Here is a 15,042-nt window from a genome sequence, read left to right as displayed (position 1 = left end):
CGACAAGCGAAACGCGCATGAAAAAACCGGCGGGCCGCAAATCCGATGGCTGGAAGGTCTGGCTGCTCTATGCAGCCGGGTTCGTTCCGGCGGTCTGGACTTTCTATCTCGGCGCGACTGGCGGTCTTGGCGCTGATCCGGTCAAGACATTCGAACATACGCTTGGTCTCTGGACGCTGCGCTTCCTGATCCTGACCCTGCTCGTGACGCCGATCCGCGATCTGACCGGCATCAGCCTGCTGCGCTATCGCCGGGCGCTCGGTCTTCTCGCCTTCTATTATGCGCTCATGCATTTCGCGACCTATATGGTGCTCGATCAGGCGCTGAATTTCCCGGTTATTCTCGCCGATATTCTCCGCCGCCCCTTCATCACCATCGGCATGGTCAGCCTCGCTTTGCTGGTGCCGCTGGCGCTGACATCAAACAACTGGTCGATCCGGCGGCTCGGACGCCGCTGGACCAGCCTGCACAGACTGGTCTATGTCGCCATCGCAGGCGGTGCGATCCATTTCATCATGTCGGTCAAAAGCTGGCCCGCGGAGCCGATCATCTACGCCGCCATTGTCGCAGCGCTGCTTCTGTGGCGTATGGTGCGTCCCTACAGGCGTAGCCGCAAGACCACCGCGCCGCGTCCGCGCGGAGAGGCTGTCGCTCTAAAGAAGTAACATCTTATAGAAGGGCTGGTTTTTAAAGATTCCAGTCTATTGAGATAAATTTCTCCATTTTCTGGATAGGCACTGACATAGTGCCGCAAATCATGTCAGTATCGCCGCAGATTCCGCAATGATTACCGCAACCGGCGAGCACTGAGGCACATGACGTCTATTTTAAAATCGGCGCCCGTTCGCATTGCAGTCAAGTTTATCTTTGTAGTTGCCGCTCTTATCTTTGCGATCTGGGCGAGTTTTGCGATGTGGTATCAATTGCCGTTCGGCAGCGCAGTCCGACAAGCGATCATCGCAGTGTGGTTGCTCATCACGCTTTGGATCATTGCCGGGGAACGGCAATTCTCCTGCTGGCGCAAACGATTGTTCTTCTGCTTCCTCGCGCTCCTCATTCTCGGCTGGTGGACGACCATCCGCCCTTCCCTCGACCGCATGTGGGCGCCCGATGTTGCACGCATCGTCACCGGCAAGGTGGATGGCGACATGGTTACCTTGTTCAATGTCCGCGACTTCGAATGGCGCACGACCGAAGACTTTACCGAAAACTGGAAAGACGAAACCTACGACCTCAGCAAGATCACGTCGGTGGATATCTATCTGTCCTACTGGTCGAGCCCGGCCATCGCACACACGCTGCTTTCGTTCGGCTTTGCGGACGGTCGCCATGTGGTCTTCTCCGGCGAGATCCGCCGCGAGCATCATGAAGTCTTCTCCTCCATTGGCGGCTTTTTTCGGGAATTCGAGCTGGCGATGATCGCCGCCGAGGAGCGCGACATCATTTATCTGCGCACCAATGTCCGCAAGGAAGACGTCTATCGCTATCAGGTCAGATTGCCGCCCGGACCGGCCAGACAATTGTTCCTGTCCTATGTCGAGCGTGGCAACCAGCTGGCCGCCAAGGCAGAGTTCTACAACACGCTGACCACCAACTGCACGACCATGATCTTCGACATGGCGCGCCTGCTCGATCCGACATTCCCCTTCGACTATCGTATTTTGCTGTCGGGCTATCTGCCCGGCTATCTTTACGACAACCACTGGATCGAGAATGGCGGCTCGCTGGAAGAAGTACGCCAGCGCGCATCCATCGATGCAAAAGCACAGGCAGGCGGACGCGACGGCTTTTCGCAACGCATCCGCGAATAAAAAAGCCCCGCAAAAGCGGGGCCCTTTTCATGCAGTCGCGCTGGGATCAGATCGCAGCGGTGATGATGATCTCGACCTTGTAGTCCGGCGTTGCAAGCGCTGCTTCACCGGTTGCGCGGGCTGGGGTGTGCTCCGGATGGACCCATGCGTCCCACACAGCGTTCATTTCGGCGAAATCCTTCATGTCGGCCATCCAGATGATCGCCTGAAGGATCTTGGTCTTGTCCGAACCGGTTTCCTTGAGCAGGCGATCCACTTCAGCCAGAACGGCCTTGGTCTGGTCGGTCACGCTGGCGCCCGGCAGACCCACCTGACCGGCGAGGTAAACAGTATTGCCGTGAACCACGGCCTGGCTCATGCGCGGACCAACTCCGATGCGACGGATGCTCATGGTGAACTCCTCTGAATGCTGCTGCGGAACGTGCTCCGCATTGAAAAAATGTGCGCTCTCTTATGGAAGTCTATGCGCAGTTTGGCAATGGCATTGCCATGCGTGATCGCTTAATTTCGAAAACAGGAGGAACGACTATGGAGAAGCCGCTTGCCGACATTTACCGGGATTATATCGCCTGCCTGAACCGACGGGATTGGGATAATCTCGGGCGCTTTGTCCATCAGACGGTCTCGCATAATGACAGGCCTTTCGGACTGGCTGGCTATCGCGCCATGCTGGAGCAGGATTTCAAGGCGATCCCCGACCTCCAATTCAATATAGAACTGCTCGTCAGTGAACCGCCAACGATCGCCGCGCGTCTGGCTTTCGACTGCACGCCCGTTGGCGCCTTGTTCGGCCTGCCGGTCAACGGCCGCAGAATCCGGTTTACGGAAAACGTCTTTTACACCTTCGAGAATGGCCTTATAAAAGCAGTCTGGTCGATTATCGACAAAGCAGCCATCGAAGCGCAGCTTTGATCGCATCTGCGGATTGACTCTTGAGGCCCCTCCCCCTATAAGCCGCGTCACGTTCGCCCGCGCGGGTTAACGGATGGTTTGCGCTGTCCGCCGCAAGGGAAAAGAACCAGCTCCTGTTCATGAGAGCATGATCCCGGAAAAGGGAAACCGGCTTCGGGCCAGATCATGCTCAACTGAAAAACAGAATTAAGAAGGGCCGCACACCGCGGTATTAAAAAAATGAAGCGCACTTATCAGCCATCCAAGATCGTCCGCAAGCGTCGTCACGGTTTCCGTGCACGCATGGCTACCACCGGCGGCCGCAAGGTTCTCGCCGCTCGCCGTTCGCGCGGCCGTAAGCGGCTTTCCGCTTAATCTTTTCCCGCGCAGCAGCGCGGTGATCAGAAACATGAAAAAGCCGAAACAAATACTCCGCCTTCGCAAGAGAGCGGAGTTTTTGGCTTTAAGGAACGGTGAAAAGCGGCGTGGTCCGCTGTTTCTTCTCGAAGTTCGCGAGCGGACGGAAGAGGAATCGGCAGTGGCCAAAATTGGCGAAAAGCCCCGCGCCGGCTTCACCGTCACCAAGAAGAACGGCAACGCCGTGATACGAAATCGCATCCGCCGCAGGCTGAGAGAAGCGGTACGTTGTCACGCAGGACGTGACATGGCGCCTTCGACCGACTATGTGATCGTAGCGCGCGAGCAAGCTCTCACTGCGCCCTTTTCGCGACTGACCGAGGAACTCACCCGCCGTATTACGGCCAGGGCTGAGCGGAAGGGCGAAGGGAAACGCCGAACGGAAAGACCGGAATCAGGACCCGTCAATGGAAAATAAACGCAATTTCTTCATCACCATTGCCCTGTCCATCCTCATACTGACGCTGTGGCAAGTGTTTTATCTGGGTCCGAAAACGGAAGCCCAGCGGGAGCAGGCACGCATTGAGGAGCAACAGCGGCAGGCCCAGCAGGCAGCCCAGAGCAGCCAGGCAGGCAACAGCGCGGGCGATACGCCACAGGCGCCAGCTGCCTCAGGCACAATTCCCGGCCATGGTGATGTGGCAGCCGCAGGCGGCGCGCTGAGCCGCGAAGCCGCAATCGCCCAGACGCAGCGTGTTCAGATCGACACGCCTTCGCTGCGCGGTTCGATCAATCTGACCGGCGCGCGTCTTGATGACCTCTTCCTCAAGAACTATCACGAGACGGTCGACGACAATTCTCCGAATATCGAACTGCTCGCGCCTTCCGCGCTGAAGCAGGGCTATTTCGTTGAACTTGGCTTCACCGGCAATGACACGACCGGCCCGGTTCCGGGTCCGAACACCGTCTGGTCCGTGGAAGGCAACGACAAGCTGACCCAGACCACGCCGGTCACGCTGACCTATACCAACGAGAAGAACATCACCTTCAAGCGCGTCATCTCGGTTGACGACGCCTATATGTTCGCCGTTGACGACACGATCACCAACAATACCGGTGCGCCGATTTCGCTGGCATCCTATGGCCGCGTGACCCGCTTCAACCAGCCGGAACATGCCAGCGCCACCTATGTTCTGCATGAAGGCCTGATCGGCGTCATGGGTCAGGACGGCCTGCAGGAAATCAAGTATTCCAAGGTCGAAGACGACAAGGACATCTCGTTCAAGGACGTCAATGGCGGCTGGCTCGGCATCACCGACAAGTACTGGGCCGCAACGCTCGTACCGCCGCAGGACGAAAAGTTCACCGGCCGCTTCTCGCACTTCACCAATGATCGCCCGCGCTACCAGACCGATTTCCTCGGTGCGCCGATGACCATTGAGGCTGGCCAGTCGCAGACGCTGAAGAACCACGTCTTTGCCGGTGCAAAGGTTGTTACCCAAATTCAGGCTTATGAAAAGCAGCTCGGCATCAAGCAGTTCGAACTGCTGATCGACTGGGGCTGGTTCTACTTCATCACCAAGCCGATGTTCTACCTCATCGACTGGATCTACAAGTTCTCCGGCAATTTCGGCGTCGCCATCCTGGTTGTCACCGTTCTGCTCAAGGGCCTGTTCTTCCCGCTCGCCAACAAGTCGTACAAGTCGATGGCGCGCATGAAGCTGGTTCAGCCGAAGATGACGGAAATCCGCGAAAAATACGCGGATGACAAGATGAAGCAGCAGCAGGCCATGATGCAGCTGTACAAGGAAGAGAAGATCAATCCGCTCGCGGGCTGCTGGCCGGTGCTGGTGCAGATTCCGGTGTTCTTTGCCCTGTATAAGGTTCTCTACGTCACCATCGAAATGCGCCACGCGCCGTTCTTTGGCTGGATTCAGGATCTTGCAGCGCCCGATCCAACCTCGCTCTTCAACCTGTTCGGTCTTCTGCCTTTCGCCGTGCCACACTTCCTGATGATTGGCGTCTGGCCGCTCCTGATGGGTATCACCATGTTCCTGCAGATGCGCATGAACCCGACCCCGCCGGATCCGACGCAGGCTGCGATCTTCACCTGGATGCCGATCATCTTCACCTTCATGCTGGCTTCGTTCCCGGCTGGTCTGGTGATCTACTGGGCATGGAACAACCTGCTCTCGATCACCCAGCAGGGCATCATCATGAAGCGTCAGGGCGTCAAGATCGAGCTCTTCGATAACCTTAAGGGCATGTTCAAACGAAAGCCCAATGAGGCGAAGAAATAGAACTGAAAGAACCCCGCTTAGGCGGGGTTTTTTATGCCGTCATGTTGACAATGCGGCCCATACCATTGATGCGTGTGTTCTACAGAATAAAGCGACCAGGATAAAAACATTGAGCGAGCAGGATAAGAAGCAGGCGGCAATCAATGCGGCTCAGGCGGCGGCAGATGCGACCCGCGCGGCGCAGGCGGCACTGGTCGAGCAAGGCCGTGCGCTGTTCAAAAAGTCGTGGATCTTTATCCGCGGCGTGCCGTCGATGCAGTTCCTGCCACCGGAAGGCCCGGTGGAAATCGCCTTTGCCGGACGCTCCAATGTCGGCAAGTCATCGCTGATCAATGCTCTGGTCAACAAGAAGGGCCTTGCGCGCACCTCCAATACGCCGGGCCGCACGCAGGAACTGAACTATTTCGTGCCGGACGGTTATTCCGGCGAAAACGGCGACCTGCCGCCGCTGGCCCTCGTGGACATGCCCGGCTATGGCTTCGCCGAAGCACCCAAGGCCCATGTCGATGCCTGGACGCGGCTTGTTTTCGACTATCTGCGCGGACGCACCACGCTGAAGCGCGTCTATGTGCTGATCGACGCCCGCCACGGCATCAAGAAGAACGACGCCGAAGTGCTCGACCTTCTCGACAAGGCAGCCGTGTCCTACCAGATCGTGCTGACCAAGATCGACAAGATCAAACCGGCGGGCGTGCCGCGCTTGATGGCGGATACACACAAGCTCACCTTCCGCCGCGCAGCCTGCTTCCCCGGCATTATCGCCACCTCGTCGGAAAAAGGCCTCGGCCTCGACGATTTGCGCGCCGCTATTGCTCTGGTGATCAAAGAATCCTGATTTCAGCCTGACCTGTCCTCAAAGAGGACAGGTTTCCGGCAGATTGTTCAGCCCCTGATTGCGGCGCTCGAACTGCACGCTGGTCTTTTCACCGTCGCGGGTAATGCGCAGCACATAGATGCTGTCGAAATCGTCGCCTGACCATTTGGGCACGTCATGCTTGTCGCCACCGTTCTCCTTGACGATGTCGCGCACCAGCTTGACGATCTGCTTGTGCTCCCAGCCAACCAGAACGGTCGCATTGCGATAGGCAGGTGCTTCCAGCGCTTCTTCCAGCTTGTCGATATCTTCGAAGCCAAAACGCGTATCGACCGGCAGGCCGAGCGAAATTGCAGTCGGTTCGACCGTCGCAAGCGGACGCACATAGGCATAGGTTTCGCCCTTGTCGTCCTTCTCCTCGGACGGATTGGGCGCGAAAATCGCCGCGGGCTTGCCGAACTGTTTTGCGATGACCGCGGGCAGTTTCAGCGAACGGTTCAGGCCGCGACAGCTCAGCTGCCCCAATCCTGCTTCCGGCTTTTCGCCATGGCGGACAAAGATCACGGTTTGTGTGGAGGCTGCCGCAGCAGCAGTGCTTTGAGCAGCATTGAGGGCAAAGAGCGAAACCAGAGCGGTCAAAATCAACCGACGCATTGAAACAACTTTCTTCATCATGCAGTGAAACTATAAAATCACGATTTACATAGAACATTGGCGTGAGGATGCGAAGCAGTGTCCAGCCAACTATTCGTGAAAAATAAGTCGCGAGACCGTTTTCGCGGATTCCATTTGAATCAAAACCGGTCTAGAAAAGCCTGCCTCTTCTGCCCTGTCGCCAGCCATGGAGCCCGCGATGACGACCCTTGAAAATTCCGAAAAGCAAGCGCAACTCCTCTCCGCCGCCCTGCCCTATATGCAGCGCTACGAGAACAAGCACGTCGTCGTGAAATATGGCGGCCACGCCATGGGCAATCCGGAGCTGGGCAAGGCTTTCGCCCGCGATATCGCGCTTTTGAAGCAGTCCGGCATCAACCCGATTGTCGTGCATGGCGGCGGACCGCAGATCCAGGCCATGCTGACCAAGCTCGGCATCGAATCCCGTTTTGAAGGCGGATTGCGCGTCACCGACGAAAAGACCGTCGAAGTGGTGGAAATGGTTCTGGCCGGTTCCATCAACAAGGAAATCGTCGCCCTCATCAATGCCGAAGGCGAATGGGCCATTGGCCTGTGCGGCAAGGACGGCAACATGGTCTTCGCGCAGAAGGCGCACAAGACCGTCATCGACCCCGATTCCAACATCGAGAAAGTGCTCGATCTCGGCTTCGTCGGCGAACCGGCGGAAGTAGACCGCACCCTGCTCGATCTTCTGGCGCGTTCCGAGATGATCCCGGTCATCGCACCGGTCGCTCCGGGCCGCGACGGCCACACCTACAACATCAATGCCGACACATTTGCGGGCGCCATCGCAGGCGCGCTTGCCGCAACCCGCCTTCTGTTCCTGACCGACGTTCCGGGCGTGCTGGACAAGGACAAGAAGCTGATCAAGGAACTCTCCGTTGCCGATGCGCAGGCGCTCATCAAGGACGGCACGATTTCCGGCGGCATGATCCCCAAGGTCGAAACCTGCATTGAGGCAATCCGCCGTGGCGTGGAAGGCGTTGTCATTCTCAATGGCAAGACGCCGCATTCCGTCCTGCTGGAACTCTTCACCGAACATGGTGCCGGCACGCTGATCGTGCCATAAAGACCCATGACCAATAGTTCCAACGCTTCGGCCTTCACTCCAGCTTTTGAGCACGTCACCGACTGGGTGTTCGATCTCGACAACACGCTTTATCCCCACGCCGCCAATCTGTTTTCGCAGATCGACGTGAAGATGACGAGCTACGTCGAAAACCTGCTGCAATTGCCGCGTGAGGAAGCCCGGCGCATCCAGAAGCAGTTCTATCTCGACTATGGCACCACGCTGAAAGGCCTGATGGAATGCCACCAGATCGATCCGGACGACTTTCTGCAAAAGGTGCACGATATTGACTATAGCTGGCTGAAGCCCGATCCGGCGCTTGGCGAAGCGATCAAGTCGCTGCCGGGCCGCCGCTTCATCTTCACCAATGGCGATCGCGGTCACGCCGAACGTGCGGCTCGTCAGCTCGGTATTCTGGATAATTTCGACGATATTTTCGACATCGTCGCTGCCGGGCTGATGCCAAAGCCGGAACGTGTCACCTATGACCGTTTTCTCGGCGCTTTCGGCGTCGATGCCAGCAAGGCGGTGATGTTCGAGGATCTGGCGCGCAACCTCGTCGTGCCCAAGGCGCTCGGCATGAAAACCGTTCTGGTGGTGCCGAATAATTTCGAGCCGACCTTCTCTGAAATCTGGGAAAGCGATCCGGAATTTACCGATCAGGTGGACTATGTGACGGATAATCTGACCCAGTTTCTGGAACAGATCATTGCAGGCAGATAGGCATTTTACCGGCCTCGAACAATCTATCGATGCGGCGGCCCACCGTATCCTCGACCGGCTGCCGCGGAACCGCCTGACCGACGGACTGATTGAATTTCTGGTCTTCGGCCTGAAACAGGCATGGGCCTGCCTGTTTGGCGGCGCCATGCTCGGCCTCATCATCCTCACCCGCTGGTTTTGGCCGGAAAGCGGTCTTGGCGGTGTCGTCACCCGCTATGATTTTCTCTTCCTTTCCGCGCTGGCTATCCAGCTTGCCATGCTGGTGTTCAAGCTGGAGGCATGGGAAGAAGCCAAGGTCATTCTGATTTTCCATGTCGTCGGCACGGCCATGGAAGTGTTCAAGACCCATGCCGGTTCATGGGTGTATCCGGAAGAAAACTTCTTCCGGATCGGCGGCGTGCCGCTGTTTTCAGGCTTCATGTATGCGGCAGTCGGCTCCTATATGGCACGCATCAACCGCATCTTCGATATCCGGCTGAACCATTATCCGCCGCTCTGGACAACATTGGTGCTGGCAGCTGCGATCTACGTCAATTTCTTCGCCCATCATTTCATCTGGGACATTCGCTGGCCGCTGTTTGCACTGACATTCGCCTTGTTCTGGCGGACCAGCATGCATTATCGCGTGTTCCGCTTTCGGCACAAAATGCCCCTGCTCGTCGCCTTCCTGCTGACCTCGTTCTTCATCTGGTTTGCAGAAAATATCGGCACATGGTCGAAGGCCTGGCTCTATCCCAACCAGCATAATGGCTGGGTGCCGGTTTCACTCGGCAAGCTCGGCTCATGGTATCTCCTGATGATCATTTCCGTTGTGCTGGTCACGCTGGTTCATCGTCCTCGCCCCTATGAGAGCGAGGAAGACGCCCAATCGCTTACTCCTGAAAAGGCAGAAGCATAAGTCTCCAACGCTCGGTCAAAACTTGCCCGTGACGTCGATGCCCGCACCATAAGCCATATCCCTGTTCACGGTGCGCGCCAGATAAGGCGTGACGCCAATACTCAAGACCTCGCTGAATGCATAAGACAAGGTGGTCGAAAGGCTGCCCCGTGTATGCGCTGCATCTGCATCGAAGCTGAGCGCGCCGATATAATCGGCGCTCGCCGTTACGCTCGGATCATCATGCAAAATATCCTGTTCGATCTCCGCATTGATCAGCCAGCGCACCCGGTCGCTCAACGGCATGGCATAATTTGCCCCGAGATAGACGCCCAAGCGCCGCGACTTCACATCCGAATAGGTGAACGGGAAATAAGCGTTGGTTTCCGTGTAACCATCCATTTTCAGATCGCTGTAGCGCAGCCCCGCATAAGTGCCGAAGACAGCATTGTTGGAGAGATCGTGCGACCGCCCTGCTTCCAGCGATGCACCCCAGCCCCTAATTGTGCTCTCGCCCGTGCCCGCCTCGGTATAATTCAGCACCTGTCGCGTCCGCTCGATATCGTAGCGATTGGCAGCGACCGAACCTTGCAGATACCAGTGACCCGTTGCCGTCGGCGCGCGCCAGCGGGCATAGAAACCGCCGCCAATATTGTCATTATCCCGATCGAAACTTTCCGGCATGTCACGCCAGAAGGAATGCGCGACGGTGATGCCTGCCAGAAAATTATCAGTGAAAGCGTGCGCCATGGAAATCCAGCCAAGCGCATCGGTTCTCCCGCCCGCGTGCCCAACATCCGTCGAAAGCGAGTAGCAGCTCTCACCCGCCTTCGCGACATCACACGAGCGCTGCAAACGCCCCAATGTTCCACGCTGCGATTCCATCGCCGAGAATGTGTCTCCAGCCAAAGCCGCGACAGTCTTCGCCGTATTAGTCACATCGACACCGACCGATTTTACAGACTGTGTCGATCCGGCGCCTGTTTGCGTTGTTTCAGAAGATTGCGCACCGGAAGACGATTCTGATTGAGCGCCAGAGCCCGTTTCAGACCCGGCTGCCTGCTGTTCGGTTCCCCCCGTACCAGTCTCTGTTGTGGGCGTTTCGGCAACCGACGATGCCGAGCCTTCGCCCGCTGCCGAAGATTGCGAAGATTCCTCACCGGACGACGATCCCGATTGAGCGCCCGCCCCTGCTTCAGACTCGGATGTCTGCTGCTCTGTTCCGCCAGAACCGGGCTCCGGTGCAGGAGTTTCGACAACTGGCGGCGTCTCCGTCTGTCCCGGGTCAGGATCTGGAGCAGGTTGCGGTGTCGAAACTGGCGGAGACGAAATCAACAGCTTCCAGACTGCGGCGTGCGAAGCGCCGGATGACAGCGTCGAGGTTCCCACAATGACAGTGCCATCTGCCGACATGGCCATGGCCGTCGACGACATGCCGCCAAGCGTTCCAAGATCAGAGGGCACGGTTGCGCCATTCGCCCAGTAAACTGCGTGCAGATTGCCGTCTGTTCCCGACGACGAGCCTGCAATGATGGAACCATCGGCGGAGATGGATGCGACGTCGGAATAATAACCGCCAAGTGTGCCGAGATCGGTCGGCGTCGTTGCGCCGGCCCTCCACGAGACGGCGTGGGTTTCGCCAAGCTCCGTATAAGATATGCCAGCGAGAACGGAGCCGTCCGCCGACAGCGAGAAAACATCGGAATAGAATCCGCCAAGCGTGCCAAGATCGACCGGCGATGATGCGCCGTCGATCCACGATGCGGCATGGATTTCGCCACCGCTGGTTTCCGACTGTCCCGCAATAACACGCCCATTGGCAGATACGACATTAGCTGCGGAATTTGAGCCGCCAAGTGTGCCCAGATCCACCGGTGTCAGCGTGCCATTCGTCCAGGAAACCGCGTGATTGGCGTTGGACCCAGATTCCGCGTAACCGACAATCACGGTTCCATCGGCAGAAACTGCCTTGGCATAAGACGTGTTACCGTTGAGTGTCCCAAGATCGGTGGGCGACGTAGCACCATCCGTCCACTTCACCGCTCGGTTCTTGCCACCGGATGTGGTGGAGTTACCGACAATCACACTGCCATCGGCGGACAAGGCAACGGCGTCCGAAAAACTCCCACCCAGCGTGCCAAGATCGGTCGCCAGCGTCGCGCCACTCGCCCATGACACGGCATGCTGCTGGGTACCAATTGTCGCCTGACCGACGATGAATATGCCATCCGCCGACACGGCATTGACCAAGGCGCTGCCGCCGCCCGACACCGACAGAACTGTCGGCGTAGCGTTTCCTCCGGTCCAGAAAACTGCCGATAATCCGCCGCCGGCCGTATAGGCCTTCCCCGCTATGACGGACCCGTCAGCTGACACGGCCGTCGCGATGGCGTCACCGGCAAGTGCACCGAAATCCAGAGGCGGACCGGACTGTTCCACATCGGCGGCATAGGCATGACAAAAAGCAGCCGCCATCCCGAACAGAAACCCAGGAATACTCTTAAGAATCGCTTTCATAGCGACCCCTTAATTAGCAATGTAAGAAAATATGGAATATATTTTTTATATAAATAAAACGAATACATGATACCCTCACACAAACATGTGAAATTATCATATATTCAATTTCAACTACGGCAACATCAATTGTTCCATATTAGAACACATTATTTATATTTATAATTACTTTTAAATAACGCATGCATATAAAGGTAATCTATTTCAAAGGGCATTATTGATCCGCCGAACCGAAGCTGCGCCCAAACATCTGCTCTCTCGAGCCCCTCTCCCAAAGCTGCCCACATCGCTTTGGATGCATACCGTAAAACACGAGCGGAAGAGGTTGCCCTCTCCCGCCCGTCTATTCTGATGAGAACGGCTCCTGCCGACCAGAACACCTATGCCGAACGGTCATCGGCATTGGCGCACCAGTGTCTATCCCAAGCCATTCGCCTTTCGTGACAAAGCCCTAGAACTTGCCGGAAAGACCGATCATAGCGCCAAAACCGGTATCCTTGTTGACCGTGCGGTTCACGTAAGGCGTCACGCCAATGCTGACGGCATCGCTGAACGCATAGGAAACCGTGGTCGACAGGCTGCCGCGGGTGTGTGCCGCATCCGAGTCGAATTTATAGGAACCGATATAATCGGCACTCGCGGTGACGCTTGGATCCTTATGCGAAAGGTCCTGCTCGATCTCCGCATTGACAGACCAGCGCACCTTGTCGGTCAGCGCCATGCCGTAATTGGCGCCGAGATAGGCGGTTGTGCGCTGCGATTTCACATCCGAATAGGTGAACGGGAAATAGGCATTGGTTTCCGTATAACCGTCCATCTTCAGATCGTCATAACGAATGCCGCCGTAATAGCCGACAGTTGACTGATTAGCGAGATCGAAGGATTGGCCCGCTTCCAGCTGTACGCCCCAACCATTGATGGTGCTGTCACCCGTGCCTGGCTCTGTATAACCCAGAACCCGTCGCGTCCGCTTGACATCATAGCGGTTGATCGCAGCAGAACCCTGCACGTACCAGCTGCCATTAGCAGTCTGATCTCGCCAGCGGGCATAAAGACCACCGCCGAGAAATTATCGGTAAAGGCATGACCGAGCGTCATCCAGCCGAGCATATCCTTGGAATTGCCCGCCTTGCCGATATCGGTTGAGATCGAATAGCAGCTCTCGCCCGCTTTCCAGACATCGCAGGACGTTTGCAGACGGCCGAGCGTCGCACGCTGCGATTCCATGACAGAGAAGGTGTCGTGTGCGAGCATGGCAACTGTATCCATCGTGTTGATTACATCGATAACCACAATAGGCGGTGGTGGTGGCGGTGACGGCGGTGGTGGCGGTAAAACCTTCCAGAGGACGGGCCTCCCCCCGGTCATGCCCCCTTCAATATAAGTACCTCCCACTTGACCGATAATTACCGAACCGTCGGCAGAAACACCTTGGGCGAACGAGTTATTCTCACCCAAAGCACCCAGATCGACTGGAACCGTAGCCCCATCAATCCATGCTGCAGCATGCATGTCTTCATCTTTATTAGTTGCCCCGCCAACAATCACGGATCCATTGCCAGAAACACCATGGGCTTCAGATGTTTTACCACCAAGAGTATTCAGATCAGTTGGGCGCTTTTCTCTGTTGCGCCACTCAACAGCGTGTCTGCTATCCGCTGTACCGGCCGCGCCAACAATCACTGTCCCATCAGCAGAGACCGCGTTAGCGGTCGATTGTGCACCATCAATCAGAGTTCCAAGATCTGTTATCCTACCCGTTTTGTCGAACCATGCCACAGCATGGTAATGGCCATTAGGCAACGCAGACTCCCCAACGATCACAGACCCATTTTCAGAAACGTCGTGAGCGGCAGAATAGTTACCTCGCAAGTTATCAAGTTCGGTCGTGGTCCCTCCATCAAACCAAGCCACGGCAATTTGCATACCTGATGGAATCGAGCCCACCGTACCAACAATTGTTGAGCCATCAGCAGAAACAGCGGTGGCAGTTGAATTACCTGGAATCTCACGCCCAAGTTCTTTTATCTTTTCGTCATTCCACACCACAGCATGAGAATTTCCATCTTCACCTTGTGCGTCCCCAACAATAACGGAACCATCTTCAGAAACAGCACATGCTTGGGAGTTTTTTCCAACATCATCAGGAAGGCGCAGCCAACCTGTCTCTCCTGTATGCCATATAACGGCATGAGACCGAATGCCTTCATCAGCATAGCTCATTTTCCCGACAATCGTGGTTCCATCACCAGATACAGCCGCAATACGATAGAAATCGACGTTAGCGGGAACCGTTGGAACAGTTTCTGTAGCCGAATCGTATCTCCAAAACCCATTTGCTCCGACAATTACTGTCCCGTCACTGGAAATGGTATGGTCCAATGTTGGAGAAAAAGGGTATAGTCCATCATCGCCTGGAAGCTCGGTAGGACTAGAATAGGCTTGCAACGCACCGGTAGAGTTCGGCATAAGCTGCGCCATCGCCGTGTGGGCACTGCCCACCAACGCAGAAGTACCCAATAAGATCCATGCGGCTCTTCTCAAAACCGTATTCATAAAAAAACCTTTAAAATAAATCGCATAGTTAGCTTGTCCCTGTTCGGCCAAAAAAAACATTGCCGGACAAAGCAAAGGGTAAAATTTTCAAACGGACACCCCTTCTCAGCGCAACCATAAGGCCAGCGCAAAGATGCGGAATACGTTGTGAACATGCGAAATGAAAACGAGTTCAATCACAAACCAGACTGCTCGACATTTCGTAAATTTCACAGGGCGCAATCAGCCCTAAACATTGCTTTAGCTCTATCAAAAAAATACCGAATATTTAAAAAATAAACATTATGTATTTATAATAAAATAACTTATGCTGATAATTAAAGAAACTTCGCCATATAAATATATTGTTTAAATTGCACATTCCTGAAATATGGCCAAATAAAAGCGCCCCCATAAAAATAGGGATGACACTGACAGGCCTCGTTTAAGGTTGATTTATGACATAGCCACCT

14 protein-coding genes and 1 pseudogene are annotated in these 15,042 nt (G+C 55.9%); 10 read left to right on the top strand and 5 right to left on the bottom strand.

Annotated features, from left to right (window positions below; genetic code table 11):
* The first annotated feature begins 17 nt into the window (after positions 1-17).
* Together msrQ and FHW00_RS18155 are read left to right on the top strand one after the other, a co-directional pair.
* Complete coding sequence (msrQ, locus tag FHW00_RS18160; protein WP_113534810.1) at positions 18-665, top strand: protein-methionine-sulfoxide reductase heme-binding subunit MsrQ; 648 nt, start codon at positions 18-20, stop codon at positions 663-665.
* 150 nt (positions 666-815) lie between these two features.
* Positions 816-1,811, top strand: a complete 996-nt coding sequence (locus FHW00_RS18155; protein WP_078339934.1) for an Lnb N-terminal periplasmic domain-containing protein — start codon at positions 816-818, stop codon at positions 1,809-1,811.
* A gap of 46 nt (positions 1,812-1,857) precedes the next feature.
* Here FHW00_RS18155 and FHW00_RS18150 read toward each other — a convergent pair whose 3' ends face one another.
* On the bottom strand, positions 1,858-2,202 hold the full coding sequence (locus FHW00_RS18150) for a RidA family protein (protein WP_078339933.1): 345 nt from the start codon (positions 2,200-2,202) through the stop codon (positions 1,858-1,860).
* A 137-nt stretch (positions 2,203-2,339) separates the two neighbouring features.
* Here FHW00_RS18150 and FHW00_RS18145 point away from each other — a divergent pair, with 137 nt between their 5' ends.
* The 5 genes from FHW00_RS18145 to yihA all read left to right on the top strand — a co-directional run bounded on the left by FHW00_RS18145 (position 2,340) and on the right by yihA (position 6,194).
* Positions 2,340-2,723 (top strand): ester cyclase, encoded by a 384-nt coding sequence (locus tag FHW00_RS18145; RefSeq protein WP_078339966.1) that lies wholly within the window; start codon positions 2,340-2,342, stop codon positions 2,721-2,723.
* A 219-nt stretch (positions 2,724-2,942) separates the two neighbouring features.
* Complete coding sequence (rpmH, locus tag FHW00_RS18140) at positions 2,943-3,077, top strand: 50S ribosomal protein L34 (protein ID WP_006467565.1); 135 nt, start codon at positions 2,943-2,945, stop codon at positions 3,075-3,077.
* A gap of 34 nt (positions 3,078-3,111) precedes the next feature.
* Positions 3,112-3,537: a ribonuclease P protein component gene (gene rnpA, locus FHW00_RS18135; protein ID WP_078339932.1), complete on the top strand. Its 426-nt coding sequence runs from the start codon at positions 3,112-3,114 to the stop codon at positions 3,535-3,537.
* Positions 3,527-5,359 (top strand): membrane protein insertase YidC, encoded by a 1,833-nt coding sequence (yidC, locus tag FHW00_RS18130; RefSeq protein ID WP_078339931.1) that lies wholly within the window; start codon positions 3,527-3,529, stop codon positions 5,357-5,359. The genes rnpA and yidC overlap by 11 nt, the downstream gene beginning before the upstream one ends.
* A gap of 109 nt (positions 5,360-5,468) precedes the next feature.
* On the top strand, positions 5,469-6,194 hold the full coding sequence (gene yihA, locus FHW00_RS18125; RefSeq protein ID WP_078339930.1) for a ribosome biogenesis GTP-binding protein YihA/YsxC: 726 nt from the start codon (positions 5,469-5,471) through the stop codon (positions 6,192-6,194).
* Positions 6,195-6,212: 18 nt separating this feature from the next.
* Here yihA and FHW00_RS18120 read toward each other — a convergent pair whose 3' ends face one another.
* Positions 6,213-6,827, bottom strand: a complete 615-nt coding sequence (locus FHW00_RS18120) for a hypothetical protein (RefSeq protein WP_078339929.1) — start codon at positions 6,825-6,827, stop codon at positions 6,213-6,215.
* Between the two features lie 199 nt (positions 6,828-7,026).
* Between FHW00_RS18120 and argB the strand changes: the two genes are divergently transcribed.
* Genes argB through FHW00_RS18105 form a run of 3 tightly spaced genes read left to right on the top strand, consistent with a single transcriptional unit; the run spans position 7,027 to position 9,538 of the window.
* A complete protein-coding gene (gene argB / locus FHW00_RS18115; protein ID WP_078339928.1) occupies positions 7,027-7,917 on the top strand; it encodes an acetylglutamate kinase in 891 nt (296 codons plus the stop codon).
* Between the two features lie 6 nt (positions 7,918-7,923).
* Positions 7,924-8,640 (top strand): pyrimidine 5'-nucleotidase, encoded by a 717-nt coding sequence (locus tag FHW00_RS18110; protein ID WP_078339927.1) that lies wholly within the window; start codon positions 7,924-7,926, stop codon positions 8,638-8,640.
* Positions 8,627-9,538, top strand: a complete 912-nt coding sequence (locus FHW00_RS18105) for a DUF817 domain-containing protein (RefSeq protein ID WP_078339926.1) — start codon at positions 8,627-8,629, stop codon at positions 9,536-9,538. The genes FHW00_RS18110 and FHW00_RS18105 overlap by 14 nt, the downstream gene beginning before the upstream one ends.
* A gap of 15 nt (positions 9,539-9,553) precedes the next feature.
* On the opposite strand, the gene FHW00_RS18100 is transcribed toward FHW00_RS18105, so the two are convergent.
* The 3 genes and pseudogenes from FHW00_RS18100 to FHW00_RS24590 form a co-directional block, all read right to left on the bottom strand.
* On the bottom strand, positions 9,554-12,034 hold the full coding sequence (locus tag FHW00_RS18100; protein WP_078339925.1) for an autotransporter domain-containing protein: 2,481 nt from the start codon (positions 12,032-12,034) through the stop codon (positions 9,554-9,556).
* A gap of 451 nt (positions 12,035-12,485) precedes the next feature.
* Positions 12,486-13,043: an autotransporter outer membrane beta-barrel domain-containing protein gene (locus FHW00_RS18095; RefSeq protein ID WP_078339924.1), complete on the bottom strand. Its 558-nt coding sequence runs from the start codon at positions 13,041-13,043 to the stop codon at positions 12,486-12,488.
* A gap of 455 nt (positions 13,044-13,498) precedes the next feature.
* Positions 13,499-14,257: pseudogene (locus FHW00_RS24590) on the bottom strand (hypothetical protein); the annotation flags it as partial.
* Positions 14,258-15,042 lie beyond the last annotated feature (785 nt).

Source organism: Ochrobactrum sp. P6BSIII, from assembly GCF_014138065.1.
GTDB lineage: Bacteria > Pseudomonadota > Alphaproteobacteria > Rhizobiales > Rhizobiaceae > Brucella.
Note: the sequence above shows the minus strand (reverse complement) of the source record. Positions and strands in the feature narration are given on the sequence as shown.